This window comes from Burkholderia sp. YIM B11467 (assembly GCF_052952715.1).
Genome location: NZ_JBQVSQ010000007.1, coordinates 300,591 through 325,150, shown reverse-complemented (window position 1 = coordinate 325,150; position 24,560 = coordinate 300,591). Strand labels below are relative to the sequence as shown.

The 24,560-nt window shown below is 67.3% G+C and carries 25 protein-coding genes; 15 read left to right on the top strand and 10 right to left on the bottom strand.

The features are described 5' to 3' along the window. The first annotated feature begins 85 nt into the window (after positions 1 to 85). The 6 genes from fliE to ACTRWB_RS24765 all read left to right on the top strand — a co-directional run bounded on the left by fliE (position 86) and on the right by ACTRWB_RS24765 (position 4,112). Positions 86 to 430 carry a flagellar hook-basal body complex protein FliE gene (gene fliE / locus ACTRWB_RS24790; protein WP_129513208.1) on the top strand — a complete coding sequence of 115 codons (345 nt, stop codon included), beginning with the start codon at positions 86 to 88 and terminating at the stop codon, positions 428 to 430. 150 nt (positions 431 to 580) lie between these two features. Continuing rightward, complete coding sequence (gene fliS, locus ACTRWB_RS24785; RefSeq protein ID WP_129513207.1) at positions 581 to 1,015, top strand: flagellar export chaperone FliS; 435 nt, start codon at positions 581 to 583, stop codon at positions 1,013 to 1,015. Continuing rightward, positions 1,012 to 1,344: a flagellar protein FliT gene (locus ACTRWB_RS24780; protein ID WP_129513206.1), complete on the top strand. Its 333-nt coding sequence runs from the start codon at positions 1,012 to 1,014 to the stop codon at positions 1,342 to 1,344. Before fliS ends, ACTRWB_RS24780 begins: the two co-directional genes overlap by 4 nt. Positions 1,345 to 1,438: 94 nt before the next feature. After that, the gene (gene fliK / locus ACTRWB_RS24775) at positions 1,439 to 2,809 is read left to right on the top strand and encodes a flagellar hook-length control protein FliK (protein ID WP_446903438.1); all 1,371 of its coding nucleotides are present in this window, start codon (positions 1,439 to 1,441) and stop codon (positions 2,807 to 2,809) included. Continuing rightward, entirely contained in the window at positions 2,806 to 3,123 is a 318-nt protein-coding gene (locus tag ACTRWB_RS24770; RefSeq protein ID WP_343495019.1) for an EscU/YscU/HrcU family type III secretion system export apparatus switch protein, read from the top strand. The genes fliK and ACTRWB_RS24770 overlap by 4 nt, the downstream gene beginning before the upstream one ends. A gap of 269 nt (positions 3,124 to 3,392) precedes the next feature. After that, the gene (locus ACTRWB_RS24765; RefSeq protein ID WP_193099365.1) at positions 3,393 to 4,112 is read left to right on the top strand and encodes a PepSY-associated TM helix domain-containing protein; all 720 of its coding nucleotides are present in this window, start codon (positions 3,393 to 3,395) and stop codon (positions 4,110 to 4,112) included. A 73-nt stretch (positions 4,113 to 4,185) separates the two neighbouring features. Here the strand turns inward: ACTRWB_RS24765 and ACTRWB_RS24760 are convergent, their stop codons facing one another. The 10 genes from ACTRWB_RS24760 to ACTRWB_RS24715 form a co-directional block, all read right to left on the bottom strand. Then, the gene (locus tag ACTRWB_RS24760; protein ID WP_343495017.1) at positions 4,186 to 5,211 is read right to left on the bottom strand and encodes an XdhC family protein; all 1,026 of its coding nucleotides are present in this window, start codon (positions 5,209 to 5,211) and stop codon (positions 4,186 to 4,188) included. Between the two features lie 256 nt (positions 5,212 to 5,467). Beyond that, positions 5,468 to 5,971, bottom strand: coding sequence for a hypothetical protein (locus ACTRWB_RS24755; protein WP_048252171.1), 504 nt, complete (start codon positions 5,969 to 5,971; stop codon positions 5,468 to 5,470). A 546-nt stretch (positions 5,972 to 6,517) separates the two neighbouring features. Beyond that, positions 6,518 to 7,924, bottom strand: a complete 1,407-nt coding sequence (locus tag ACTRWB_RS24750; protein WP_129513201.1) for an amino acid permease — start codon at positions 7,922 to 7,924, stop codon at positions 6,518 to 6,520. Between the two features lie 225 nt (positions 7,925 to 8,149). Beyond that, complete coding sequence (rqpR, locus tag ACTRWB_RS24745) at positions 8,150 to 8,806, bottom strand: response regulator transcription factor RqpR (RefSeq protein ID WP_048248296.1); 657 nt, start codon at positions 8,804 to 8,806, stop codon at positions 8,150 to 8,152. Between the two features lie 7 nt (positions 8,807 to 8,813). Continuing rightward, positions 8,814 to 9,629, bottom strand: a complete 816-nt coding sequence (gene rqpS, locus ACTRWB_RS24740; protein WP_419685467.1) for a quorum system sensor histidine kinase RqpS — start codon at positions 9,627 to 9,629, stop codon at positions 8,814 to 8,816. Between the two features lie 416 nt (positions 9,630 to 10,045). Beyond that, entirely contained in the window at positions 10,046 to 10,816 is a 771-nt protein-coding gene (locus ACTRWB_RS24735) for a ferredoxin--NADP reductase (RefSeq protein WP_129513199.1), read from the bottom strand. Positions 10,817 to 11,043: 227 nt separating this feature from the next. Continuing rightward, positions 11,044 to 11,691, bottom strand: coding sequence for a LysE family translocator (locus tag ACTRWB_RS24730; protein WP_446903437.1), 648 nt, complete (start codon positions 11,689 to 11,691; stop codon positions 11,044 to 11,046). Positions 11,692 to 11,801: 110 nt separating this feature from the next. Then, positions 11,802 to 12,617 (bottom strand): endonuclease/exonuclease/phosphatase family protein, encoded by an 816-nt coding sequence (locus tag ACTRWB_RS24725; protein WP_129513197.1) that lies wholly within the window; start codon positions 12,615 to 12,617, stop codon positions 11,802 to 11,804. 5 nt (positions 12,618 to 12,622) lie between these two features. Further along, positions 12,623 to 13,111: a hypothetical protein gene (locus ACTRWB_RS24720; protein ID WP_446903436.1), complete on the bottom strand. Its 489-nt coding sequence runs from the start codon at positions 13,109 to 13,111 to the stop codon at positions 12,623 to 12,625. Positions 13,112 to 13,257: 146 nt separating this feature from the next. Next, complete coding sequence (locus ACTRWB_RS24715; protein WP_412022854.1) at positions 13,258 to 13,977, bottom strand: nitroreductase; 720 nt, start codon at positions 13,975 to 13,977, stop codon at positions 13,258 to 13,260. 239 nt (positions 13,978 to 14,216) lie between these two features. On the opposite strand from ACTRWB_RS24715, the gene ACTRWB_RS24710 reads away from it, so the two are divergent. From ACTRWB_RS24710 to ACTRWB_RS24670, 9 genes are all read left to right on the top strand, one after another. Next, positions 14,217 to 15,197, top strand: coding sequence for an AAA family ATPase (locus ACTRWB_RS24710; protein ID WP_129513194.1), 981 nt, complete (start codon positions 14,217 to 14,219; stop codon positions 15,195 to 15,197). Positions 15,198 to 15,339: 142 nt separating this feature from the next. Beyond that, positions 15,340 to 16,449 carry an NAD(P)/FAD-dependent oxidoreductase gene (locus ACTRWB_RS24705; RefSeq protein WP_129513193.1) on the top strand — a complete coding sequence of 370 codons (1,110 nt, stop codon included), beginning with the start codon at positions 15,340 to 15,342 and terminating at the stop codon, positions 16,447 to 16,449. Positions 16,450 to 16,586: 137 nt separating this feature from the next. Next, positions 16,587 to 16,898 (top strand): high-potential iron-sulfur protein, encoded by a 312-nt coding sequence (locus ACTRWB_RS24700; protein ID WP_048248305.1) that lies wholly within the window; start codon positions 16,587 to 16,589, stop codon positions 16,896 to 16,898. 188 nt (positions 16,899 to 17,086) lie between these two features. After that, positions 17,087 to 18,394 (top strand): MFS transporter, encoded by a 1,308-nt coding sequence (locus tag ACTRWB_RS24695; RefSeq protein ID WP_446903435.1) that lies wholly within the window; start codon positions 17,087 to 17,089, stop codon positions 18,392 to 18,394. Positions 18,395 to 18,708: 314 nt separating this feature from the next. Then, entirely contained in the window at positions 18,709 to 20,337 is a 1,629-nt protein-coding gene (locus ACTRWB_RS24690) for an ABC transporter substrate-binding protein (RefSeq protein WP_193099361.1), read from the top strand. Between the two features lie 116 nt (positions 20,338 to 20,453). Next, entirely contained in the window at positions 20,454 to 21,464 is a 1,011-nt protein-coding gene (locus ACTRWB_RS24685; protein ID WP_011353491.1) for an ABC transporter permease subunit, read from the top strand. A 4-nt stretch (positions 21,465 to 21,468) separates the two neighbouring features. Beyond that, complete coding sequence (locus tag ACTRWB_RS24680) at positions 21,469 to 22,386, top strand: ABC transporter permease subunit (RefSeq protein ID WP_129513191.1); 918 nt, start codon at positions 21,469 to 21,471, stop codon at positions 22,384 to 22,386. Position 22,387: 1 nt separating this feature from the next. After that, a complete protein-coding gene (locus ACTRWB_RS24675) occupies positions 22,388 to 23,386 on the top strand; it encodes an ABC transporter ATP-binding protein (protein ID WP_129513190.1) in 999 nt (332 codons plus the stop codon). Beyond that, positions 23,383 to 24,396 carry a peptide ABC transporter ATP-binding protein gene (locus ACTRWB_RS24670; protein WP_129513189.1) on the top strand — a complete coding sequence of 338 codons (1,014 nt, stop codon included), beginning with the start codon at positions 23,383 to 23,385 and terminating at the stop codon, positions 24,394 to 24,396. Before ACTRWB_RS24675 ends, ACTRWB_RS24670 begins: the two co-directional genes overlap by 4 nt. Positions 24,397 to 24,560 lie beyond the last annotated feature (164 nt).

Genomic DNA, 24,560 nt, shown 5'->3' with positions numbered 1-24,560 from the left:
CTGCGATCCGGCATGGTGCGCGTGGTGCGGCGCCGGCGGAAACGCCCGGTGCGTCCGGGTCTCTTCTCTCAATTCTGGGGACAGCATGACTGCGAACGTCAGCGGGATCGGTTCGGTGTTGCAACAGATGCAGTCGATGGCCGCGCAGGCGTCCGGCGGCGTCGCGAGCCCGACGGCGGCGCTTGCCGGCTCCGGCGCGGCGACGGCCAGCACGTTCGCGAGCGCGATGAAGGCGTCGCTCGACAAGATCAGCGGCGACCAGCAGCACGCGGCCGGCGAGGCGCAGGCGTTCGAGGTCGGCGCGCCGAACGTGTCGCTGAACGACGTGATGGTCGACATGCAGAAAGCCAACATCGGCTTCCAGTTCGGGCTCCAGGTCCGCAACAAGCTCGTGAGCGCCTACAACGACATCATGCAGATGTCGGTGTGACGGGGGCCGGGCGGGCCGACCTTCCGCGCCCGGCGGCGGCCCCGCGCGCCTAAAGCTTTCCAAATCCCTTCCGATAACTCCGGAGAAGGCCGCGTCGTGCGATGCACGGCAGCGGCTCCCATATAGCTACCGCATGACAAGGAGATGCGCATGTTTTCCCCAGGACACGCTGGAGCCAATGCCTACGCGCGTGTCGGCGTCGAGACCGGGGTGATGGGCGCCTCGCCGCACCGGCTGATCGCGATGCTCTACCAGGGGGCGCGGCAGGCGATTGCACTGGCGCGCATGCACCTGCAGCAGGGCAACGTGTCCGCGCGCGGCGAAGCGATCGGCAAGGCGATCCGGATCGTCGAGAGCGGCCTAAAGGCGTCGCTGAACCGCGACGTGGGCGGCGAGATCGCGGATCGGCTCGATGGGCTGTATGCGTATATCGGCCGGCGTCTGCTGGAAGCGAACGCGCAGGCGAGCGACGCGATGCTGGTCGAAGTCGACGGGCTGCTCGCGACGCTCGAGGAAGCATGGACGGGGATTGCCCCGGAAGCCGCGCGCATGGCCGCGCAACAGGCAGTGGAAGCATCAAGATGAATCGCAAGGCCGAATACTTCGCTCGTTACGAGGCGCTCGCAGCCGTGTCGGGCCGGATGCTGTGTGCCGCGCGCGGCGCCGACTGGAGCGCGTTGCCGGGGTTGCAGGCCGAATTCCTGCAACTCGTCGACGGGCTGAAGGAGGCCGATCCGGGCGTTGCGCTCGACGAATCGGATCTCGGCCGCAAGCTCGACCTGATCCGCCGCATCCTGGCCGACGACGCCGCGATCCGCGATCTCGCGAGCCCGGACGTCGCGCGGCTGTCCGCGCTGTTCGAGGCGCGGCGCTCGACCAAGGTATTGACCGATCTCTACCGCGCGCGCGGGTAGGGCCCGTTACCGCAGGCGCGCTGTTCCCGAGGGCGGCACGGATGTGCCGTTCCCGGATTCGCAACGATGTGGCTGAGGTGAGCAGGCTCCGATCATGACCGGTATCGACCCCGTTGCAGCCGCGCTGCTGGCGAGCCGTCTCGACAGCCTGCTGACCGGCACCGTGTCGGCGCCCGCCGGCGGCGGCGCGACCGCGCAGGTCGGCACGCCGGGTGCCGGCGCGTCGTCCTCGCCCGCGCCCGCCAGCCCGCCCGCCGCGCCGCCGGCTTCCACGCAGACCGCGCTGTCCGATGTCGGGCGCGTGCTCGACGCGATCTCGCGCGCGGGCGGCGATGCGACGCCGGTCATTGCCGGGCGCACGCCGCTGCTGGCCGATCCCACCGTGCTGCTGACCGAGACGACCGTGCCGGCGCGCGCGCCGACTGCGTCCGATCCGGCCGCGCCTTCCACGCCGGCTCCCGCAGCGGCGTCGTCCACTGCGGCGTCGTCCGCCGAGGCTGCGCGCGAAGCGGCCGGGTTGCCGCCGGTCGCGGCGCTGCGCGCGGCGCTCGCGCAGGCCGTGAGCGAGAGCGGCCTCTTCTACGAATCCCATCTGGCGCAGTGGCTGGCCGGCCAGCGTCCGCTCGCGGCGCTGATGCGCGAGCCGCAGGCGCGCCTGACCGCTACGCTCGCGCCGATCGACCCGGATGCCGCGCAGCACGACTCGACCGATGTGCTCGACGAGCTGCTCGCACAGCGCCTGCCGCTGCCCGCGAACGCGCGGGCGGCCGCGCAACCGGGCGCACCGGCCCAAGGCGGCGCGCCGGCTCGCGACCCCGCGCAGGCTTTGCCGGCGGCCGCCCGGCAGGGCGCGGCGTTGCCGCACGACACGGCCGATCTGCTCGACGCGCGTGCCGACACGCGCTGGACGCCCGCGCGCGCCGAACTGGCCGCCGCGTCGTCCGATCCGCAGGCGCAGACGCTCGCGCCCGTGCATCCGGCCGCCGTGCCGATCGTCCGGCAGCAGCTCGACGCGCTCGCGACCGACCAGTTCCGCTGGGCGGGCGAGGCGTGGCCCGGCGCGCGGCTCGACTGGACGATCGAGCCCGACGATCCGGGCAGCCACGCGCCGCACGGCGGCGACGACGCGGGCGACGGCATCGCCTGGCGCACGCGGCTGACGTTGACGCTGCCGTCGCTCGGCACGGTCGATGCGGAGCTGGTGCTGAACGGCACGCAGCTCGTCGCGCGGCTGCGGGCGAACCAGACGGGCGCCGACCGCCTCGCGCGGCACGAGGCCGCGCTGCGGCAGCGGCTCGAGGGCTCGGGGCTGCAGGTTGGCGGGCTGTCGATCCGCGCGGTCGACGACGGGCCGGACGGTTTCGACCTGTTTGCCGCGCAGGCCGCCGCCGCCGCGTATGCGCGCGGCGCGGCCGGCGGACCGGCACCGCGCGCGCCAGGCGCCGACGACGAGGCGTGGCAATGAGCATGACGTCCCGCAAGCGCGCGGCCGCGCTCGTCTACGACCCGAAAGGCGGCGATGCGGCGCCGCGCGTGGTCGCGAAGGGTTACGGCGTGCTTGCCGAGATGATCGTCGCGCGCGCACACGATGCGGGGTTGTACGTGCATACGGCGCCGGAGATGGTGTCGCTGCTGATGCAGGTCGACCTCGACGATCGCATTCCGCCGCAGCTCTACCAGGCCGTCGCGGATCTGCTCGCGTGGCTGTACGCGCTCGATCGCACCGAGCCCGGGCCGGACGACACCGTGCCGCGTTTCCCGCTGCCGCCGCTGCGCTGAACGGCCCGGCATCGCGCGGCTTCTTACGAAATGCTGTCTCGGCCTTGCATGGTCATTTAGTCGACATTTGTCGTCTACCGATCGCCATCGTGGTGCAACGTGCGCGCTTCGTTTGCGTTTCTTCGCTCGCCGAGCGCGCCACTGCGTCCCCGGACGGATTGAGCCGGCATTTGATTTGTGTAATGATATCCATTCTCATTTTCATGTTGCTCGGGCGGCGCGCGATTTCTGCGCGCCGCCCGTTGTTTTGAACGAATGGATACTTTCGCGTGAACGCGCCCGAAACGATCAATCCGCCCCGTGCAGGCGTCACCGTATTGCGCCCGGTGGCCCGCCCGCTGAGCGACGACGAACTGGCCGCGCGCCGCCAGCGCTCGCGCCGGGCGACCTTCATCAAGTGGCTGCGCAAGGTGCACGGCTGGGTCGGGCTGTGGGGCGCGGTGCTCGGGCTGCTGTTCGGCGTGACGGGCGTGCTGCTCAACCACCGCGCGCCGCCGCTGAAGATTTCGACCGGCGAGCCGCAGGTCGAGGAGATGCAGATCGCGTTGCCGGCGTCGGTGCCGAAGACACCCGCCGCGATGACGAAATGGCTGCAGCAGGAACTGCATTTCGACGGCAAGCCGGGCCGCATGCGCAAGGAGCCCGCGCAGGCCGTTGCGTGGGGCGACCGGCGCGTGATGCAGCCCGAGCACTGGCAGATGGGCCTGTTCGGGCCGCACCAGAACCTGCAGGCCGAATACTGGGTCGGCAATGGCTACGTGTCGGTGAAGCGCACGGGCAACACGTTCCTGACGACGCTGAACAACCTGCATCGCGGCGTCGGGATGAACCTCGGCTGGGTGCTGCTGATGGACACGATCGCGGGCTCGCTGATCCTGCTGTCGCTGACGGGTGTGCTGTTGTGGACCGAGCTGAACAAGCGCCGCACGGTCGGCGTCGTGCTGGTCGTCGGTTCGGTCGCCGCGGCGCTTGCCGCCGGCCTGACCTGATCGACACTCGCGCCGGCGTGCCGCCGGCGCGAACCGCGCATCCGGCGCGGCCGAAGCGGCCGGCCGGTGCGGATCAGAGGCCGCAGGCCGCGCCGCTGTTCGCCGCGATCTCCCGAGCGGCTTTCGCGCCCTCGACCTGCAGGATCGTCGGCAGCGACACGTTGTTCTTCGCGGCGGTAATTTCGGCCAGGATCGAGATCGCGATTTCCGGCGGCGTCCGGCTGCCGATGTAGATGCCGGCCGGCCCGTGCAACCGGCCCAGTTCCGCTTCGTTCAGGTCGAATTCTCGCAGCCGTTCGCGCCGTGCCGCGTTGTTGCGCCGCGAGCCGAGCGCGCCCACGTAGAACGCGGGCGTCTTCAACGCCTCCATCAGCGCGAGATCGTCGAGCTTCGGATCGTGCGTGAGCGCGATCACGGCCGAGCGCGCATCGAGCTTCATATCGAGCACCGTATCGTCCGGCATCGTGCGCACGACGCGCGTGCCCGGCACGTCCCACGCATCCGTGTATTCCTCGCGCGGATCGCACACCGTCACCTGGTAGTCGAGCCCGACCGCGATCTGGCACAGATAGCGCGACAACTGGCCGGCACCGATCACGAGCATCCGGTAGCGCGGCCCGTGGATCGTCATGAGCCGCTCGCCGTCGAACGAGAGTCCGTCGGTCGCCTGCGCGGGCGACAGCGACGCACGGCCGGTCGCGAGCGTCATCGTGCGCGTGACGAGGCGGCCGGCCTCGACTTCCGCGCACAGCGCGGCAATCCCGCTGTCGCGCGTGAGCGGCTCGAGCACGAGCTGGATCGTGCCGCCACACGGCAGCCCGAAGCGGTGTGCTTCCTCGGCCGTCACGCCGTACTTGAGCGCTTCAGGGCGCGCATCGGCCGCGATTCCGCTCGCGTGCACGCGGGCGATCAGGTCGTCCTCGATGCACCCGCCGGACACGGAGCCGACCACGAGCCCGTCCTCGCGCACCGCAAGCGTCGCGCCTTCGGGGCGCGGCGACGAGCCCCACGTTTTCACGACCGTGACGAGCAGTACGCGGCGCCCTTCCTCGAGCCAGCGCGCGCTCGTCTTCAGCACGTCGAGATCCACACTTTCCATCATCGGTTTCCAGTTACAGGACGGGCCTGGCGGTCCGTCGTTCGATGGCGGAATTATGAACCGCCCGGCGCAAGCGTGCAGGAAGGGGGGCGAGCAGGGAAGCTGCGACGCGGGAAGGCGGGGTGGCGCGGATGGCGGGCGCGCGATCCGAAGGCGAGACCCGTAGAGGAGCCGGTCGGCGCCCCGCCCGGGCCGGTCCGGGCGAGGCGCGCTGGTGCGTTGCCGGGCGGGCGGATCCGCCCGGCGGGGTGATGCGTCAGAGCGAGCCCAGGTACTTCTTCAGGTTGCTAATGTCGGTGTCGTACGCGCTCGACGAGCCGAGCTCGACGCCGCCGCTACGCACGTAGTACTCGAACGGCACCGAGCGGGTGCCGAAGAACGGGAGGAAATTGTCCGGCTGCAGCGTCGTGCCGTTCAGGCCGATTGCCCAGTTCTTCGACTTGTACAGCTCGAGATCGCGGATCGTTGCGTTGACCGCGTTCGTCTCCGATGCGCGAATCGCGGCGATGTGGTGTGTGAGCGTCTCGATGTTCGCCTGGTATGCGCTCGGCTCGCCGACCGAAACGCCTCGCGCACGCACGTAGTAGCTGAATGGCAGGTTGCGTTCGGTGAAGAAGGACAGGAAACCATCCGGCGCCAGCGTATCCCCGTTCAGCCCGATCGCCCAGTTCCTGCTCTGATAATCCTTGAGCTCGCTGATCGTCTTGTTGGCGGCGTTGATTTCGACCTTCGCCGTGACGTTAACCAATGTATTGCTCATGACAGACCTCTCAGATTCTTGTTGAACTTCGGACAGGTGCTGCAACATGCCTCCGGAAGGAGGCAATTCAATACCAGCGACCGGGTTATCCGGTTTCGGTTTTTCTTAATTAAAAATGTGCTGAAAATTCGTTTGCGAGCGCGCAATGAATTTCTGTTTAATGAAAAAGCGATTCGATGAAATCGATTGCATCGCGCCGCGCCCCTGCTGCGGCGTCTTCCCCGTCTGATCAAGGCTGGGCGGGTGTGTGCGCTCGGCCGACCTGAATACTAGTTTGACGAATGCAAGAGTTCAACATCGATCGCGAGATTATTTTCTTCTATTCATATCTAATTCAATCTAATTACATTTTTAATCGATTGATGTGCTGATCCGAATCGAATATATCGGTATTCGGAAAACGATCGGTGAGAATGGGAATTGCCGCACGAATCGTTGCAGGAAACGCAACGTGGCGACGTGACGAACGATGGAAGGGTGGGGAGGGTGCGAGGCCGGTATCCGGCCCCGCGGGTGCGCACCGTGCCGCGTGCGGCACGGCGGCGATCAGTGCGCGTCTTCGTGACCGTGCGCGAGCTTCGAGTGATGCCGCGAGTACAGGAAGTAGATCACGAGGCCGATCACGAGCCAGATGCCGAACGCGGCCCACGTGATGGGCTGCAGGTTCAGCATCAGGAACAGGCACGACGCGACCGCGAGAATCGGTACCACCGGCACGCCGGGGCAGCGGAACGCGCGCGGAAGGTCGGGGTGCGTGCGACGCAGCACGAGCACCGCGATCGACACCATCGAGAACGCCGCGAGCGTGCCGATGTTGATCAGTTCGGCGAGCACGTTGAGCGGCACGAGCGCGGCGATCAGCCCGAAGAACAGGCCGACGAGCCAGGTCGTCAGGAACGGCGTCGCGAAGCGCGGATGCACGCGCGACAGCGTCGCCGGCAGCAGCCCGTCGCGCGACATCGCGAAGATCACGCGCGTCTGGCCGTAGCTCATCACGAGGATCACGGTCAGCATGCCGAGCACCGCGCCGAGATCGATGAAGCCCGCGACCCAGTTCTCGCCGGCGACCTGCAGCGCGTACGAGATCGGGTGCGAGATGTTCGCGTACTGGGCCGACGGCACGATGCCGGTCGCGACCGCGGCGACCGTCACGTACAGCACCGCGCACACCGCGAGCGACGCGATGATGCCGATCGGCAGGTCGCGCTTCGGGTTCTTCACTTCCTCGGCCGCCGACGACACCGCGTCGAAGCCGATGAACGCGAAGAACATCACGGCCGCCGCGCCGAATACGCCGTTCCAGCCGTGCGGCATGAACGGCTTCCAGTTCGCGGGCGTCACGTGAAAGATGCCGACCGCGATCACGAGCAGCACGACCGACACCTTGATGAACACCATGATGTTGTTGATGCGGGTCGACTCGCGGATGCCGATCGACAGCAGCGTCGTGATCACGAGCATCACGAGGAACGCGGGCAGGTTGAACCACGTGACGACGCCCGGCACCGCGCCGGGCGCCGCCGTCAGCACGGCCGGCAGCGACAGCCCGAAGCCCTGCAGCAGCGACTGCAGGTAGCCCGACCAGCCGACCGACACGGCCGACGCCGCGAGGCCGTATTCGAGCATCAGGTCCCAGCCGATGATCCACGCGACGAGCTCGCCGAGCGTTGCGTACGAATACGTGTAGATCGAGCCGGCGACGGGGATCGACGATGCGAACTCCGCGTACGACAGCGCCGCGAGGCCGCAGGCGATCGCGGCGATCACGAACGACAGCATCAGCGCGGGGCCGGCCTGCACGGCGCCGGTGCCGGTCAGCACGAAGATGCCGGTGCCGATGATCGCGCCGATGCCGAGGAAGGTGAGATCGATCGCGCCGAGCGCTTTCTTGAGCCCGGCGGCGTGTGCGCCGGCGATCATGCGATCGACGTTTTTCTTGCGGAAGAGGGACATTGCGGATGAATCGCCAGCGCGCGCGAGCGCGGCGGCGCTGACTGAGTGAAAACCCGTAATTTTAGCCGATTTGGCGAACAAGACCCGCTGCGATGCAGCGGCGCGTCGCGGAATCGTCCGAGAAAACAAGCGCTTGCGCGCAAGACGGGCGGCGGTTGAGGGCGACGCGGCGCGCGCCGCGCCGTTGAATCCGGCGAATCGGGTGTCTCGGGCGAATCAAGCGAATCAGGCGCCGGCCGTGGGCGCCATGTCGACGAGCTGGTTGCTCATCACGTAGAACGTCAGCTCCGCGTTGTTCGACAGCCGCATCTTCTCGAGCAGCCGCGACCGGTACACGCTCACCGTCTTCACGGACAGCGACAGCGTGTTCGCGATGTCGGTGAGCCGCTTGCCCGACGCGAGCATGCAGAGCGTCTGGTATTCGCGATCGGACAGCTTCTCGTGCGGCAGCGGTTCGTTCTCGAACGACACGTATTCGGCGAGCGCCTCGGCCATCGCGGGGCTCACGTACTTGCGGCCGGCCGCGACCTGCTGGATCGCGCCGATCATCTGCGCGGCGTTGACCGTCTTCGACAGGTAGCCGGCGGCACCGGCCTTCAGTGCGCGCACCGCGTACTGGTCCTCGCGATACATCGAGAACATCAGCACGGGCGTGCGCGACAGCTTGCGCTTCAGGCGCTTGAGCACCTCGATGCCGTTCGTGTCCGGCAGCGAGATGTCGAGCAGGATCACGTCGAATTCCTGTTTGTCGGCGGCGGCCATGGCGTCGCCGCCGTTCTCGGCCTCGGTGACGTTGCGCGCGATGCCGCGGTCGAGCAGCAACTGGCGGATCCCTTGCCGGACGATCGCGTGATCGTCCACGAGCAGGATGTTCAGGCTCATGGCGACCTCACGAAAGCGACGCGCGGCGTGCCGCGACGGGCACCGCGAGCAGCGAATCCCACGCGAAGCGCGCGGTGACGCGCGTGCCGTGGCCGGTTTCCGGCGTGGCCGTCTCGAAGCTGCCGCCGAACGCCTCGCAGCGGGCGCGCATGCCGGCGAGGCCGTAGCCGGTGCGGCGGGACCGCGAGAAACCGGTCCCATCATCGGAGACAATCAGTGACAGATGCGTGCCGTCGGTGGCGATCCGTACGTCGACTGACGCGGCACGCGCGTGTTTCGCGACGTTCGACAACGCTTCCTGCGCGACGCGGAACACCGCGAGCGCACTGGCGCCGGCGATCTGCGTCAGGCGCGCGTCGGCCGCGCACACGAAGCTCGTGCGCAGGCCCGTGCGCGTCGCATGGCTGTCGACCCACGACGACAGTGCACCGACCACGCCCGCGTCGAGTGCAGGCGTGCCGCGCTCGTCGATCAGCCGGCGATTGGCGTCGGTTGCGGCGTCGAGCGCCTGCTGCGCCAGCTCCAGCGCACGCAAACAACCGTCCGGCGCATCGGCCGGCAGCCACGTTTGAACGTTTGCGAGCGCGAAACGCGCGGCGGTGAGTTCGGCGCCGAGCCCGTCGTGCAGCTCGCCGGCCAGGTGGCGGCGGGCGGCTTCGTCGGCGGCCAGAAGTTGGGCGGACAGCGCCGCGATCCGCGCGGCGGATGCGTCGCGTTTCGACGGGGTTTTGGCAATGGGCGGAGTAGCGGCGCCGCTGTGCACGAGCTGCCGCGACGGGAACGGGGCGTGGGCGCCCGCGGGCGCGTTAAGCGACGTATCCATGACTCTCCCTGCTGTCAGAAAGCGGTTCAGACACCGGTTGGCTGCGTGGATCGGCTGCCGTTTCGATGACGGTCGCCGCCAGAGAATCGCCCCCTACCGAGGTAACAAAAGTTACGTCTTGTAACACTTGCATCCGACCCTTCCACTGTCATCCGAACGGCAACCACGCGCGGCGAATAATATCTCAAAATTTCTGAAAACGTCATGTCGGGCGGACATTTAAGGGTAAATGTGAATAATCGGCGTGAACGTGTTGTAGGAAAAACACTGACACCCGAGCACCGGCCGATGACGTATCCAAATGTAACTATTTGAGATGGAATGGTCCCAGTTTGTTACGAATTCGCCAAGTGGGGACGAAAAAAAACCGGAGCTTTTGCTCCGGTTCTTGATGCCGCACAAATTTAGGGGGCGGATCAGTCGACGAATGCGCGCTCGATCACGTAGTGGCCCGGTGCGCTGTTCTTGCCTTCGACGAGGCCGGCCTGCTTCAGCAGGTCGGTCGTGTCCTTCAGCATCGCGGTGCTGCCGCACAGCATCACGCGGTCGTTTTCCGGCGAGAACGGCGGGACGTCGAGATCCGTGAACAGCTTGCCCGTCGCGATCAGGTCGGTGATCCGGCCTTCGTTGTCGAACGCTTCGCGCGTGACCGTCGGGTAGTAGATGAGCTTTTCCTTGATGATGTCGCCCAGGTACTCGTGGCCCGGCAGGTCGTGCTTGATGTAGTCCATGTACGCGAGCTCGCCCTTCAGGCGGCACGTGTGCGTCAGGATCACCTTGTCGAAGCGGTCGTAGATGTCCGGATCGCGGATGATCGACATGAACGGCGCGAGGCCCGTGCCGGTCGACAGCATCCACAGCGTCTTGCCCGGCAGCAGGTTGTCGGCGACGAGCGTGCCCGTCGGCTTCTTGCCGATCAGCACCGTGTCGCCGACCTTCAGGTGCTGCAGGCGCGACGTCAGCGGGCCGTTCTGCACCTTGATGCTGAAGAATTCGAGATGCTCTTCGTAGTTCGGGCTGACGATCGAGTAGGCGCGCGCGAGCGGCTTGCCGTCGACCTCGAGGCCGACCATCGTGAATTCGCCGTTGTTGAAGCGCAGGCTCGCCTCACGGCTGCAGGTGAAGCTGAAAAGCGTGTCGGTCCAGTGGTGGACGGATTGGACGGTGGCGGTGTCGTATTTGCTCATGGCTTTGAAAACGGACGCGCGTGGCGAACGCGTGTAACGGGCCCAAAAACGGGCAAAAAAACCGAGTGCGACGGCCCGATCGCGGATCGGCCGGCCGGCGCGTCGGACACGCGCCTTCTCGATGACAGACGATTGACGAACTGGTTATTTTACCCTGTTGGCGCTGATCGCGGGCTTGACCCCCGTGGTGGCGCGGATTTGGCGCAACGTATTATTTCAAATTGCTTTCAGCGATCGGCCGCGAGTTTCGCGCCGAGGCCGACGAGCGCTACCCCGCACAGCGCGTCGAGCGGGCGCCGCACGCGCCGGTAGCCGCGCTGCGCGCGCGGGCTTGCGAACAGGTACGCGACGCACGAATACCAGCCGGCCGACAGCACGCCGATCGTTACCAGCACCGCGCCGTTGAACCACAGCGGCACGTGCGCGGGCAGCATCGCCGCGAACACGCTGGTCCAGAACGCACACGATTTCGGGTTCGTCAGGCAGGTGAACAGGCCGCTGCGATAGGCGCGCAGGTAGTCGCGCGCGTGAGGCGCGGCCAGCGGCGCGCGTTCGTCCGGTGCGTCGGCCGGCGCCGCGTCGCGGCGCACGCCCGAGCGCAACAGCTTGAAGCCGAAATACACGAGATACACGGCGCCGCCGATCCGGATCGCCTCGTACAGCCATTTGACCTGGTGCAGCACGGCCGCGAGGCCGAGCATCGCGAGCGTGGCCCACGCAACCGACGCGGTGCCGACGCCGAGCGCCGACGCGGCGCCGAGGCTGCGCCGCCCCGCGAGCGACAGTTGCGAAATCATGAAGAAATTCGGGCCGGGTGTGATCGCCGCGACGAGATAAACGACGGCGATTTGCAGCAGGATCGGCAGGTAGGACATGGCGGCGCGGCCCCCGAGGCGGGGCGGTGGCGGGATGGGCAAGCCGTTAATGTAACGTGCGTCGCGCGGTCGTGCTTCAGCGGAACGTGATCGAACCGCGAGCGGGATCGTTATGGTGGATCGAGGCGCAGGCGCGCGATGTACGGCAGGTGGTCCGACAGCCACGCGGCCTCGCCGGACGGCGCGCGCCATTCGAGCGGCGTCAGGCCGCGCACGAACATCTTGTCGAGCGCGAGCGCCGGCGAGAACGCGGGGAACGTGCGGCCCGATTCGCCGAGCAGCGTCGCGACCTCGGACATCCCGATCTCGCCGAACAGCGCGACCGAATCGTTGCGCCAGTCGTTGAAGTCGCCGGCGAGCATCAGCGGGCCGTCGCCCGCGTTGCGCACGATCCAGTGCGCGATCCAGTGCATCTGGCGCAGCCGCGCGGCGCGCGTGAGCGCGAGGTGCGCGCACAGCAGCGTGACCGGGCGCGCGCCGGCGAGCGTTGCACGCGCGACGAGCAGCCCGCGCCGCTCGAAGCGGTGCGCGGAGATGTCCCAGCGGCCGCCGAGGTCGAGCGGATGCGGCGACAGGATCGCGTTGCCGTGCCGCCACGACGGCTTGAACACGTTCGGCCCGAGCGCGATCTGCCAGTCGAGCGCATGCGCGATCTCGGTGGCCTGGCAGTGCCACACGTCGTCGACCGCGTCGTCGATCTGCGCGCCGAAGCCGGGCGCGAGCACGGGGCGCGGCATGCGGCGTGCCATCGCTTCCTGCAGGAAATACACGTCGGCGTGCGTCGACTGCATCCAGTTGCGCATCGCGTTCCATGCGGTGAAGCCGAGCGGCGAGCGGCCCTTGTGCAGGTTCCAGCTGACCGCGGTGATTTCGTCGGGCGCGGCGTGCGGTTCGGCGAACGGCAGGGACAGGGCGTCGGCGGACATGACGCTCAGTCCTTTGCGACGTGCGCACGCACGCGGTACACGAGGTGCGGGTGCTGCTCGACGAGCGTCCAGTCGGTCCACGTGTCGCCACCGACCGACAGGCCCGGGTGGCTTGCGACGATCTGCCGCGGCGATGCGGGCACGCACGGATCGCTGCGCGTCGCGTTCTCGTCGTCGAGCGTTTCCTGCACGTCGAGCGCGAGCGACACCGTGTTCGCGCTTGCGTCGACCGCGAGCGGCGCGACCGTCACCGAGCGCGAGCGCTCGGTCGGCACGACGCGCGCGGCATTGCCGCAGCCGACCGGCACGGCGGAAGGATAACGATGGGTATCGGTGCGGGTCTGACCCACGGTGGTGCGTTGCTGGAACGTGTCGATCGTCTGACCGTCGCGCACCACCTGGATCTCCCACGCGACGGAGGCCGGCGCGGGGCTCTGCGCATGGGCGGCGAGCGCGATGCTCGCGAGCAGGACGGCCAGGCCGTGTTTCAGCATGAAACGTCTCCGGAAACGCGGAATAGCGGGGAACGGACGCACATCTTACGCCCGAACGATTTCGATCGTGATGTGACAGGACCCGCCGCGACAGGTTCGCCGCGCGAGGTGGCCCTCTTCGAAAGGTAGGGCCGCGTCACGTGTTTTCAAGCGAAAAAGCGCGCGAACTCGGCGACCGGCGCGCGCTCGGTGACGAGACGGTTCTCGATCGCGTCGGGGTCCGCATGGCCGAGCGACATGCCGCAGATGAATTGTTCGTTGGCGGGAATGCCGAGATGTTCGGCGACGATCCGGTGAAACGGCACGAACGCGGCCTGCGGGCAGGTATCGAGCCCGCGTGCGCGTGCGGCCGTCATCACGCCGTGCAGGAACATCCCGCAATCGAGCCATGCACCGTGCGTCATCACGCGATCGAGCGTGAAGAACAACGCGACCGGCGCATCGAAGAAACGGAAGTTGCGCGCGTGCTGCGCGTGCATGCGCGCTTTTTCGTCGCGGCCGATGTTCAACAGGCCGTACAGGTCCCAGCCGACCTTGCGGCGCCGGTCGATGTACGGCGACACCCATTCGCGCGGGTAGTAGTCGTACTCGGCGACGTATTTCTCGTCGCGCGCGGGATCGTCGTGGGCTGCGCTCAGCGCGGCGGCGAGCGCATCGCGCGTGGCGCCCGTCGCGACGTACACGCGCCACGGCTGGATGTTGGTGCCCGACGGCGCGCGGCTCGCGGCTTCGAGGATCGCCTCGAGCGTGTCGCGCGGCACGGGTGTCGGCAGGAACGCGCGGATCGCGCGGCGCGACGTGAGCGCCGCGTCGACGGCGCCGATCGCATCGGCATCGACGCGCGCAGAGGCAGTGGGGACGGACATCGGCATACCTTCGGGACCGGGCGCGACGCGCCGCGCGGGCGCCGTCGGCGAGGGCCGGCTCGGCGGTTGAATGGGTGGGTGAACCGACGATCATACGCCGCGGTGCGCAGGCGTGCAGCGCGCGCCGGCTGTTAGCAGCACACTCGCGCGGCTGCTTGCTTGCGTGCGGATACGGGACCGCTACACTGAAATCGTAAGGGTCTGATGGTTGTGTGACAGCAAGCGGCAGCGAGGTTGGTATGACGACGGCGATGGTGAAACAGGAACTGGCGGTGGCGTCCTTCAGCACGGTGTACGACCTCGAGCAGGTCGAGACCGCGCTGAGCGACCTGAACGAGAGCGCGAGCGACGCACTGCGCGCGACCTACGAGAGGATGCTCAAGACCGGCAATCTGCGCTTTTGCGTGAAGCCGAACCGGATGCCGTCGTTCGACACGCTCGGCGACGCGTTGCCCAATTTCACCGAGCCGCTCGGCGACGTGCGCAAGCAGGTCGCGCTGTGCCTCGAAACGGACGACCGGCTCGAACTGATGCCGATCCTGCTGCTCGGGCCGCCCGGCATCGGCAAGACGCATTTCGCGAAGGCGCTCGCGCAACTGCTCGGCACCGCATACCACTACGTGCCGATGAGTTCGCTGACGGCCGGCTGGATCCTGTCGGGCGCGTCGTCGCAATGGAAGAACGCGAAGCCGGGCAAGGTGTTCGAGGCGCTGGTGAACGGCAGCTACGCGAACCCGGTGATCGCGGTCGACGAGATCGACAAGGCCGGCAGCGATGCGCAATACGATCCGCTCGGTGCGCTGTATGCGTTGCTCGAGCACGACACCGCGCGCGCGTTCGTCGACGAATTCGCGGAAGTGCCGATCGATGCGGGCAACGTGATCTGGATCGCGACCGCGAACGACGCGCAGGCGATTCCGGAGCCGCTGCTCAACCGGATGAACGTGTACGAGATCGCGCCCCCCGATGCAGCCGGCGCGCGCCGGATCGCGCAGACGATCTACGACGAGATCCGCACGTCGCATGCGTGGGGGCGGCGTTTCCCCGAGATGCTCGGCGACGACGCGCTCGACGTGCTGGCCGCGACGCCGCCGCGCACGATGCGCCGCGCGCTGCTGCATGCATTCGGCGCCGCGCGGCTCGACGGTCGCGACGCGATCGCGCCGGGCGACATCCGCGCCGACGAGGGCGCCGCGAAGCGCCGACCGATCGGCTTTTGAGCCGGCGGCGCGCGCACGGCGACGGGATCCGCACGCCGCGTCGCGCGCCGCGGCGGTGCGATGCGCATCCGTTCGGCAAGCGAATGAGCCGGGACGTACAATTCTCTTCTCTCCCCTCGACGCGTTAGCGACGCGAAACGTCATGGAGCAGATGGATTGTGTAGTCATCGGCGCGGGCGTGGTCGGTCTTGCGATTGCGCGCGAACTGGCCGCACGCGGGCGCGACACGCTCGTGCTCGAGGCCGCCGATGCGATCGGCACGGGCACGAGCTCGCGCAACAGCGAAGTGATCCACGCGGGGCTCTACTATCCGCGCGGGTCGTTGAAGGCGATGTCGTGCGTGCACGGGCGTGACCTGCTGTACGAATTCTGCGAGACGCATCACGTGCCGCACCGGCGTACCGGCAAGCTGCTCGTCGCGACGAGCGCCGCGCAGGTGAAGCAGTTGAAGGCGATCGCTGCGCGCGCGGCCGAAAACGGCGTGCTCGACCTGCTGCCGCTCACGCATGCCGAGGCGCAGACGCTCGAACCCGCGCTCGAATGCGTGGCGGCGCTGTTCTCGCCGTCCACCGGCATCGTCGACAGCCACCAGCTGATGCTCGCGCTGCTCGGCGCCGCGGAACGCGACGGCGCCGTGTGCGCGCTGAAATCCCCGGTCGAATCGATCGACGTGCTGCGCGGCGGGCGTTTCGTCGTTCGGACGGGCGGCGATGCGCCGACCGAGATCGAAGCCGCCTGCGTGATCAACAGCGCGGGCCTCGGTGCGCAGGCGCTGGCGCGCCGCACCCGCGGCCTCGACCCGCGCTGGGTGCCGCCGCTTTATCTCGCGCGCGGCAATTACTTCAGCCTGTCGGGCCGTGCGCCGTTCTCGCACCTGATCTACCCGATGCCCGACCGTGCGGGGCTCGGCGTGCACCTGACGCTCGACCTTGCCGGGCAGGCGCGCTTCGGGCCGGATGTCGAATGGTGCGATTCGCTGCGCTACGAAGTGGATCCGGCCCGCGCGAGCGCGTTTTACGCGTCGATCCGCGCATTCTGGCCGGGCCTGCCCGACGACGCGCTGCAGCCGGCGTACGCGGGCATCCGGCCGAAGCTCGCGGGGCCCGGCGAGCCGCCGGCCGACTTCATCGTGCAGGGCGCCGCGCAGCATGGCGTGCGCGGGCTCGTGAACCTGTTCGGCATCGAGTCGCCGGGGCTCACCGCGTCGCTCGCGCTCGCGCAGCGCGTGGGCGACATGGCGGCTTACCGGTGACGCGGCGTGCGCGCCGGCCGTGTGAAATCCCTTATCTCCAGGATTTCGGCGCGCACATTTATTCGCTTGAGCGTTATTCTGTCGAACGGCTGTCGCCAGAACAGCTTTCAAACCGATAACGTTGGAGCGAGTCCCCCATGAAAACATCCCGTCGGAGTTTCCTGATTACGAGCGTTGGCGTCGTCTCCGCGCTGGCGCTGTCGCGCGAAGCGCTGGCCGATGCGCCGATGCTGTCGGAAACCGATCCGACCGCGGTGGCGCTTGGCTACAAGGCCGATGCCACGAAGGTCGACAAGACGAAGTACCCGAAATACGCAGCGGGCCAGGATTGCGCGGCCTGCATGCTGTACCAGGGCAAGAAGGGTTCGGCTTCGGGCCCGTGCGGTGCCTTCCCCGGCAAGCAGGTGTCGGCGAAGGGCTGGTGCAGCGCATTCTCGAAGATGGGTTGAGGCCGCGGCGGCATCGTGCGATGCCGCAATGTGGCGAAAACCGCAAAACGCCCGCCATCGAAAGATGGCGGGCGTTTTTATTGCTTGAAAACGGTTCCGTCGCTTTCTACACTCGCTGCAAACCAGCGCGCTGCGGCACACCGCGTGCCGCGCCGGCCGACACGGCGAATTCACGAGGACGAGGCAGCATGGCGACGATTGCGAATTCAACGAAAACGATCCGGCCCGAGCGTGCGCTGAACCGGCGTGCGGTCGCGGCTGCCGTGATCGGCAATGCGCTCGAGTGGTACGACTTCACGGTGTTCGGTTTCATGACGGTCGTGATCGCCGAGCTGTTCTTCCCGACCTCCAGCGAATATTCGTCGCTGCTCCTGACCACCGCGACGTTCGGCGTCGCGTTCTTCATGCGCCCGATCGGCGGCATCATGTTCGGGCTGTACGCGGACCGCGCCGGCCGCAAGGCCGCGCTGTCGCTCGTGATCCTGCTGATGACCGCCGGCATCTTCCTGCTCGCGATCGCGCCGCCGTATGCGGCGATCGGCATCGGCGGCCCGATCCTGATCGTGCTCGGCCGCCTGCTGCAGGGCTTCTCCGCGGGCGGCGAATTCGGCAGCGCGACGGCGCTGCTGATCGAGGCCGCGCCGTTCTCGAAGCGCGGTTTCTACGGCAGCTGGCAGATGGCGAGCCAGGCGGCCGCGCTGCTGATCGGCGCGCTCGTCGGCGCGGCCGTCACGCGCGGGCTGTCGCACGACGCGCTGCACAGCTGGGGCTGGCGCGTGCCGTTCGTCCTCGGGCTCGTGATCGGCCCGATCGGTTTCTACATCCGCCGCCATCTCGCCGATTCTGAAGCGTTCCTGCATGCGCAGCAGAGCGCGCCCCGCGCGACGCTCGGCGACGTGTTCACGCGCCACCCGCGCGAGGTGCTGTGCGGGCTCGGCTCGGTGATCGCGCTGACGGTGACGATCTACGTGCTGATCAGCTATCTGCCGACCTTCGCGGTGAAGCAGCTGAAGCTGCCCTACGCCGAATCGTTCTATGCGGTGATCGTCGGCAACCTGCTGCTGATGGTGCTGTCGCCGGTCGCGGGCGCGTGGTCGGACCGCATCGGCCGCAAGGGGCTGTCGCTGTGGTCGCTCGTGCTGACGCTCGCGCTGATGTATCCGCTGTTCGCATGGCTCGACGCGGCGCCGAGCATCGGGCGGCTGATCGCGGTGCAGGCCGTGCTGTCGGTGACGCTCGCCGGCTATTACGGGCCGTTCGGCGCGATGATCGCCGAGCTGTTCCCGGCCAACGTGCGCTCGACCGGGCTGTCGATCGCCTACAACGTCGCGGTGATGCTGTTCGGCGGCTTCGGACAGTTCATCGTCACGTGGCTGATCAAGGTCACGGGCACGCCGCTCGCGCCGACCTATTACGTGATGGCGGGGCTCGCGCTGTCGATCGTCGCGGTCGCGTTCGTGCCCGCGCGCAGCGCCGACCTCGACGCGCCGGCCTGATGGCCTACGGGCGCGTCATCGGATCGTTTCGCAAAACGCAATGATGTGCTGCCCGACGCGGAAAACGTCGCGGTTCGCGTTCGCATTCGCGCCCGAATTGTTTAGTGGTCGAAGGAAACTTGCGCGGGATGAACGGAACTGTCGCTCGCGCGCGTTTTCGCATTTTTCGCCGGCGCGATACATCCGCAAAAACCCGCGCGTGCGTGTCTAGAAGAGTTTTTTCTCCAGCTTGTTGCACTATCGTTAGCTCAAGTAATATCCGCGTACACCGGCCCCTGGCGGGACCGGTTCCGATCTGGAGACCTGGAGGAAACATGGAATACAACCGTCTGTTGCACACCCTGCGTGTTACCGCCATTGCAGGCGTGGCAGCGGCATCGCTCGGCGTCGCGGGCTCTGCATTCGCACAGATCCCGAACAAAACGCTCGTCTACTGCTCAGAAGGCAGCCCGGCGGGTTTCGATTCCGCGCAATTTACGACCGGCGTCGATTTCACCGCCGCCACGTTCACCGTCTACAACCGTCTCGTCGAATTCGAGCGCGGCGGCACCAAGGTCGAGCCGGGGCTCGCCGAGAAATGGGACGTATCGCCCGACGGCAAGGTGTACACGTTCCACCTGCGCCACGGCGTGAAGTTCCACACGACCGACTTCTTCAAGCCGACGCGTGAATTCAACGCGGACGACGTGCTGTTCTCGTTCCAGCGCATGCTCGACCCGAACCAGGCGTTCCGCAAGGCGTATCCGGTGTCGTTCCCGTACTTCACGGACATGGGCCTCGACAAGCTGATCACGAAGGTCGAGAAGGTCGATCCGTACACGGTGAAGTTCACGCTGGCCGAGCCGAACGCGCCGTTCATCCAGAACATGGCGATGGAATTCGCGTCGATCCTGTCGGCCGAATACGGCGACCAGCTGATGAAGGCCGGCAAGGCCGCCGACATCAACCAGAAGCCGGTCGGCACGGGTCCGTTCATCTTCCGCAGCTACACGAAGGACGCGACGATCCGATTCGACGGCAATCCTGATTACTGGAAGAAGGGCGAAGTGAAGATCTCGAAGCTGATCTTCTCGATCACGCCGGATCCGGGCGTGCGCGTGCAGAAGATCAAGCGCAACGAATGCCAGGTGATGAGCTATCCGCGTCCGGCCGACATCGCGACGCTGAAGGCCGATTCGGGCGTCGACATGCCGTCGCAGGCGGGCTTCAACCTCGGCTACCTCGCGTACAACGTTGAGCACAAGCCGGTCGACAAGCTCGAGGTGCGTCAGGCGCTCGACATGGCGATCAACAAGAAGGCGATTCTCGAATCCGTCTACCAGGGTGCCGGCCAGGCCGCCAGCGCGCCGATGCCGCCGACCCAATGGTCGTATGACAAGAACCTGAAGATGGCCGCGAACGACACCGCGAAGGCGAAGGCGCTGCTCGCGAAGGCCGGTTATGCGAACGGTTTCGAGATCACGCTGTGGGCGATGCCCGTGCAGCGCGCGTACAACCCGAACGCCCGCCTGATGGCCGAGATGATCCAGGCCGACTGGGCGAAGATCGGCGTGAAGGCGAAGATCGTCACGTACGAGTGGGGCGAGTACATCAAGCGCGCGCACACGGGTGAGCAGGACACGATGCTGATCGGCTGGACGGGCGACAACGGCGACCCCGACAACTGGCTCGGCACGCTGCTCGGCTGCGAAGCGATCAAGGGCAACAACTTCTCGCACTGGTGCTACAAGCCGTTCGACGAGCTGGTCCAGAAGGGCCGCACGACGACGGGCCAGGACGCGCGCACGAAGCTCTACATGCAGGCACAGCAGATCTTCGCGCAGCAGCTGCCGTTCTCGCCGATCGCGAACTCGACGGTCTACCAGCCGGTGCGCAAGAACGTCGTTGACATGCGTATCGAGCCGCTCGGCTATGCACGCTTCGACGGTGTCGGCGTGAAGTAATACGACCGGCGTAAGCTGTCTACGAAGACCGAAACCGGTAATTCATCCGGCGGCGGGAGGCCACGAGCTTCCCGTCGCCGGTCGCACATTTCCCACAAGAAAATACGAGACGCATCATGTTCACATTCGTGTTGCGCCGCGTGGGCATGGTGATCCCGACTTTCATCGGCATCACCATCCTGGCGTTTGCGCTGATTCACCTGATACCGGGCGACCCCATCGAAGTGATGATGGGCGAGCGCGGCGTCGATCCCGCCATGCATGCGGAGGCGATGAAACGCCTCGGGCTCGACCAGCCGCTGCCCATGCAGTACCTCCACTACATCGGCCGTGCGCTGCATGGCGACCTCGGCACGTCCATCATCACCAACACGAGCGTCGCGGGCGAGTTCTTCGCGCGCTTCCCGGCGACCGTCGAGCTGTCGCTGTGCGCGCTCGTGTTCGCGCTCGCCGTCGGGCTGCCGGCCGGCGTGATCGCCGCGCTGCGGCGCGGCTCGGTCGTCGACCACGGCGTGATGGGCACCGCGCTCACCGGCTATTCGATGCCGATCTTCTGGTGGGGGCTGATCCTCATCATGGTGTTTTCGTCATACCTCGGCTGGACGCCCGTGTCGGGGCGCATCGCCGTCGAATACGACTTCCCGCATCCGACGGGCTTCATGCTGATCGACGCGCTGCTCGCGCCGGACGAAGGCTCGTTCAAGTCGGCGGTCAGCCACCTGATCCTGCCCGCGATCGTGCTCGGCACGATCCCGCTCGCGGTGATCGCGCGGATGACGCGCTCGTCGATGCTCGAAGTGCTGCGCGAGGACTACATCCGCACCGCCCGCGCGAAGGGGCTGTCGCCCGCGCGCGTGGTCGTCGTGCATGCGCTGCGCAATGCACTGATCCCGGTCGTCACCGTGATCGGCCTGCAGATCGGCACGCTGCTCGCGGGCGCCGTGCTGACCGAGACGCTCTTTTCGTGGCCCGGTGTCGGCAAGTGGCTGATCGATGCGATTGGCCGCCGCGACTATCCGGTCGTCCAGGGCGGCATCCTGCTGATCGCGACGCTCGTGATCGTCGTGAACCTGGTCGTCGACCTGCTGTACGGCGTGCTGAATCCGCGCATCCGCCACACGAGGTAATCCCATGAGCAATCTGCAAAACACCCTGCCGACCGAAACCGCGCCGGCCGGCGGCCGTGCGCTCGCGCTGCGCGAGTTCTGGGCCAACTTCTCGCGCAACCGCGGCGCCGTCGGCGCCGGCATCGTCGTGCTCACGCTGATCCTGATCGCGCTCCTCGCGCCGCTGATCGCGCCGCACAGCCCGGTCGAGCAATACCGCGACTACGTGAAGATCCCGCCCGCGTGGCTCGATGGCGGCAACTGGAAATTCATCCTCGGCACCGACGAAGCGGGCCGCGACATTCTTTCGCGCCTGATGTACGGCGCACGGATGTCGTTCTGGATCGGCTTCGTGTCGGTCGTGCTCGCGCTGATCCCCGGCATCGTGCTCGGGCTCGTCGCCGCGTTCTTCCAGAAGTGGGCCGACACGCCCGTGATGCGCATCATGGACGTGCTGCTCGCGCTGCCGTCGCTGCTGCTCGCGGTCGCGGTCGTCGCGATCATCGGCCCGGGCCTCATCAACACGATGTTCGCGATCGCAATCGTCGCGCTGCCGGCCTATGTGCGCCTCACGCGCGCGTCGGCGCTCGGCGAGCTGCAGAAGGAATACGTGACGGCGTCGCGCGTGGCCGGTGCCGGCACGCTGCGCCTGATGTTCTCGCAGGTGCTGCCCAACTGCACGGCGCCGCTGATCGTGCAGGCGACGCTCGGTTTCTCGTCGGCGATCCTCGATGCGGCCGCACTCGGCTTCCTCGGTCTCGGCGTTCAGCCGCCGACGGCCGAGTGGGGCGCGATGCTGGCGTCCGCACGCGACTACATCGACAACGCATGGTGGATCGTGACGATGCCCGGCCTGTCGATCCTGATTTCGGTGCTTGCGATCAACCTGCTCGGCGACGGGCTGCGCGACGCGCTCGATCCCAAACTGAAACGGATGGCGTGACATGACCCAGAATCTTCTGACCATCCGCAATCTCGCGGTGAACTTCAACGGCCTGCCCGCCGTCGACCGGATCAACATGTCGATCGCGCCGGGCGAGGTGGTGGGCGTCGTCGGCGAATCGGGCTCGGGCAAGAGCGTGACGATGATGGCGCTGATGGGCCTGATCGACGCGCCGGGCAAGGTGACGGCCGACGAGGTCACGTTCGACGGCGTCGACCTGCTGAAGGCATCGCCGAAGGCGCGCCGCAAGATCGTCGGCAAGGACATCGCGATGGTGTTCCAGGACGCGCTGACGAGCCTGAACCCGAGCTATACGGTCGGCTACCAGATCAAGGAAGTGCTGAAGCTGCACGAAGGCCTGCGCGGCGACGCGCTGAACCGGCGTGCGCTCGAACTGCTCGACCAGGTCGGCATTCCCGATGCGAAGAACCGCATCACGTCGTTCCCGCACCAGATGTCGGGCGGGATGAACCAGCGCGTGATGATCGCGATGGCCGTCGCGTGCAACCCGAAGCTGCTGATCGCCGACGAGCCGACCACCGCGCTCGACGTGACGATCCAGGCGCAGATCATGGATCTGCTCGTGAAGCTGCAGAAGGAGCGCGGGATGGCGCTCGTGCTGATCTCGCACGACCTGGCCGTGGTGTCGGAGGTCGCGCAGCGCGTCGCGGTGATGTACGCGGGCGAGATCATCGAGACCAACAGCGTGCCCGAGATCTTCCGCGCGCCGCATCATCCGTACACGGAAGCGCTGCTCGCGGCGATTCCCGAGCACAATAAGGGGGCGCGTCGCCTTGCCGCATTGCCCGGCATGGTGCCCGGCCGCGATGATCGCCCGTCCGGGTGCCTGTTCGCGCCGCGCTGCAAGTATGTCGTCGACGATTGCCGCAAGGCGCGGCCGGCGCTCGACACGCTGGTGTCCGGCAACGATGCGATGCGCGCGCGCTGCATCAAGCCGCTCAATGTTTCCAACCTCGACCTGACGGGAGGCGCGCGATGAACGCAGTCCACGAAACGAGCGCGCCGCACGACGAGGATGTCGTCCTGGTCGCCGACCAGCTCGCGAAACACTACTCGGTGAAACGCGGCATGTTCGGCCAGGGCACGGTGAAGGCGCTCAACGGCGTGTCGTTTTCGCTCAAGCGCGGCAAGACGCTCGCCGTCGTCGGCGAATCCGGTTGCGGGAAGTCGACGCTCGCGCGGCAGCTGACGATGATCGAGACGCCGACGTCCGGCCACCTGTCGATCGACGGCAAGGACGTCGCGGGCGCGGATCGCCACCGGGTCGCCGACCTGCGCCGTCGCGTGCAGATGGTGTTCCAGAACCCGTTCGCGTCGCTCAACCCGCGCAAGACCGTCGAGCAGACGCTCGCCGAGCCGCTCGAGATCAACGCGAACCTGACGGCCGCCGAGCGCGCGCAGCGCGTCGCGCAGATCATGCGCACGGTCGGCCTGCGGCCCGAGCACGCGAAGCGCTATCCGCACATGTTCTCGGGCGGCCAGCGGCAGCGTGTCGCGATCGCGCGCGCGATGATCCTCGATCCGCGGATCGTCGTCGCCGACGAGCCGGTGTCCGCGCTCGACGTGTCGATCCAGGCGCAGATCCTGAACCTGTTCATGGATCTGCAGGAGCAGTTCAAGACGAGCTACGTGTTCATCTCGCACAACCTGTCGGTGGTCGAGCATGTCGCGGACGACGTGATGGTGATGTACTTCGGCAGCGTCGCCGAGCTCGGCGACAAGGCGACGATCTACGCGCGGCCGCGCCATCCGTACACGCGTGCGCTGATGTCGGCGACGCCGGCGATCTTCGAGGAAGACCGCCGCGTGCAGATCAAGCTGCAGGGCGAGCTGCCGTCGCCGCTCAACCCGCCGTCGGGCTGCGCGTTCCACCAGCGCTGCCCGTACGCGGTCGAGCGCTGCCGCGCCGAGGAGCCGCAACTGCGCGACGTCGACGGCCGGCGCGTGGCTTGCCATCGCGCCGAGGAGGTAGGGGAGGCGAATGCCTGAAGCGTTGGCGGCGCGCGCGTCCGGCGTGCGCCGTTCGGGGGCTGGCAGTGCGCGCGTGATGCGCGCGTACCGCCACGCACGCCGCTGGGGCGTGCGTACCGTCACGGGCGCGGCGCTGGCCGGCGCGTGCGTGGCGGTCGGCTTCGTGGTTCCCGTCGAGTCCG

Coding starts and splice junctions, on each gene's coding strand:
- fliE (WP_129513208.1), top strand. CDS start 86: ATGACTGCGAACGTCAGCGGGATCGGTTCGGTGTTGCAACAGATGCAG.
- fliS (WP_129513207.1), top strand. CDS start 581: ATGTTTTCCCCAGGACACGCTGGAGCCAATGCCTACGCGCGTGTCGGC.
- ACTRWB_RS24780 (WP_129513206.1), top strand. CDS start 1,012: ATGAATCGCAAGGCCGAATACTTCGCTCGTTACGAGGCGCTCGCAGCC.
- fliK (WP_446903438.1), top strand. CDS start 1,439: ATGACCGGTATCGACCCCGTTGCAGCCGCGCTGCTGGCGAGCCGTCTC.
- ACTRWB_RS24770 (WP_343495019.1), top strand. CDS start 2,806: ATGAGCATGACGTCCCGCAAGCGCGCGGCCGCGCTCGTCTACGACCCG.
- ACTRWB_RS24760 (WP_343495017.1), bottom strand. CDS start 5,211: ATGGAAAGTGTGGATCTCGACGTGCTGAAGACGAGCGCGCGCTGGCTC.
- ACTRWB_RS24755 (WP_048252171.1), bottom strand. CDS start 5,971: ATGAGCAATACATTGGTTAACGTCACGGCGAAGGTCGAAATCAACGCC.
- ACTRWB_RS24750 (WP_129513201.1), bottom strand. CDS start 7,924: ATGTCCCTCTTCCGCAAGAAAAACGTCGATCGCATGATCGCCGGCGCA.
- rqpR (WP_048248296.1), bottom strand. CDS start 8,806: ATGAGCCTGAACATCCTGCTCGTGGACGATCACGCGATCGTCCGGCAA.
- rqpS (WP_419685467.1), bottom strand. CDS start 9,629: ATGGATACGTCGCTTAACGCGCCCGCGGGCGCCCACGCCCCGTTCCCG.
- ACTRWB_RS24735 (WP_129513199.1), bottom strand. CDS start 10,816: ATGAGCAAATACGACACCGCCACCGTCCAATCCGTCCACCACTGGACC.
- ACTRWB_RS24730 (WP_446903437.1), bottom strand. CDS start 11,691: ATGTCCTACCTGCCGATCCTGCTGCAAATCGCCGTCGTTTATCTCGTC.
- ACTRWB_RS24725 (WP_129513197.1), bottom strand. CDS start 12,617: ATGTCCGCCGACGCCCTGTCCCTGCCGTTCGCCGAACCGCACGCCGCG.
- ACTRWB_RS24720 (WP_446903436.1), bottom strand. CDS start 13,111: ATGCTGAAACACGGCCTGGCCGTCCTGCTCGCGAGCATCGCGCTCGCC.
- ACTRWB_RS24715 (WP_412022854.1), bottom strand. CDS start 13,977: ATGTCCGTCCCCACTGCCTCTGCGCGCGTCGATGCCGATGCGATCGGC.
- ACTRWB_RS24710 (WP_129513194.1), top strand. CDS start 14,217: ATGACGACGGCGATGGTGAAACAGGAACTGGCGGTGGCGTCCTTCAGC.
- ACTRWB_RS24705 (WP_129513193.1), top strand. CDS start 15,340: ATGGAGCAGATGGATTGTGTAGTCATCGGCGCGGGCGTGGTCGGTCTT.
- ACTRWB_RS24700 (WP_048248305.1), top strand. CDS start 16,587: ATGAAAACATCCCGTCGGAGTTTCCTGATTACGAGCGTTGGCGTCGTC.
- ACTRWB_RS24695 (WP_446903435.1), top strand. CDS start 17,087: ATGGCGACGATTGCGAATTCAACGAAAACGATCCGGCCCGAGCGTGCG.
- ACTRWB_RS24690 (WP_193099361.1), top strand. CDS start 18,709: ATGGAATACAACCGTCTGTTGCACACCCTGCGTGTTACCGCCATTGCA.
- ACTRWB_RS24685 (WP_011353491.1), top strand. CDS start 20,454: ATGTTCACATTCGTGTTGCGCCGCGTGGGCATGGTGATCCCGACTTTC.
- ACTRWB_RS24680 (WP_129513191.1), top strand. CDS start 21,469: ATGAGCAATCTGCAAAACACCCTGCCGACCGAAACCGCGCCGGCCGGC.
- ACTRWB_RS24675 (WP_129513190.1), top strand. CDS start 22,388: ATGACCCAGAATCTTCTGACCATCCGCAATCTCGCGGTGAACTTCAAC.
- ACTRWB_RS24670 (WP_129513189.1), top strand. CDS start 23,383: ATGAACGCAGTCCACGAAACGAGCGCGCCGCACGACGAGGATGTCGTC.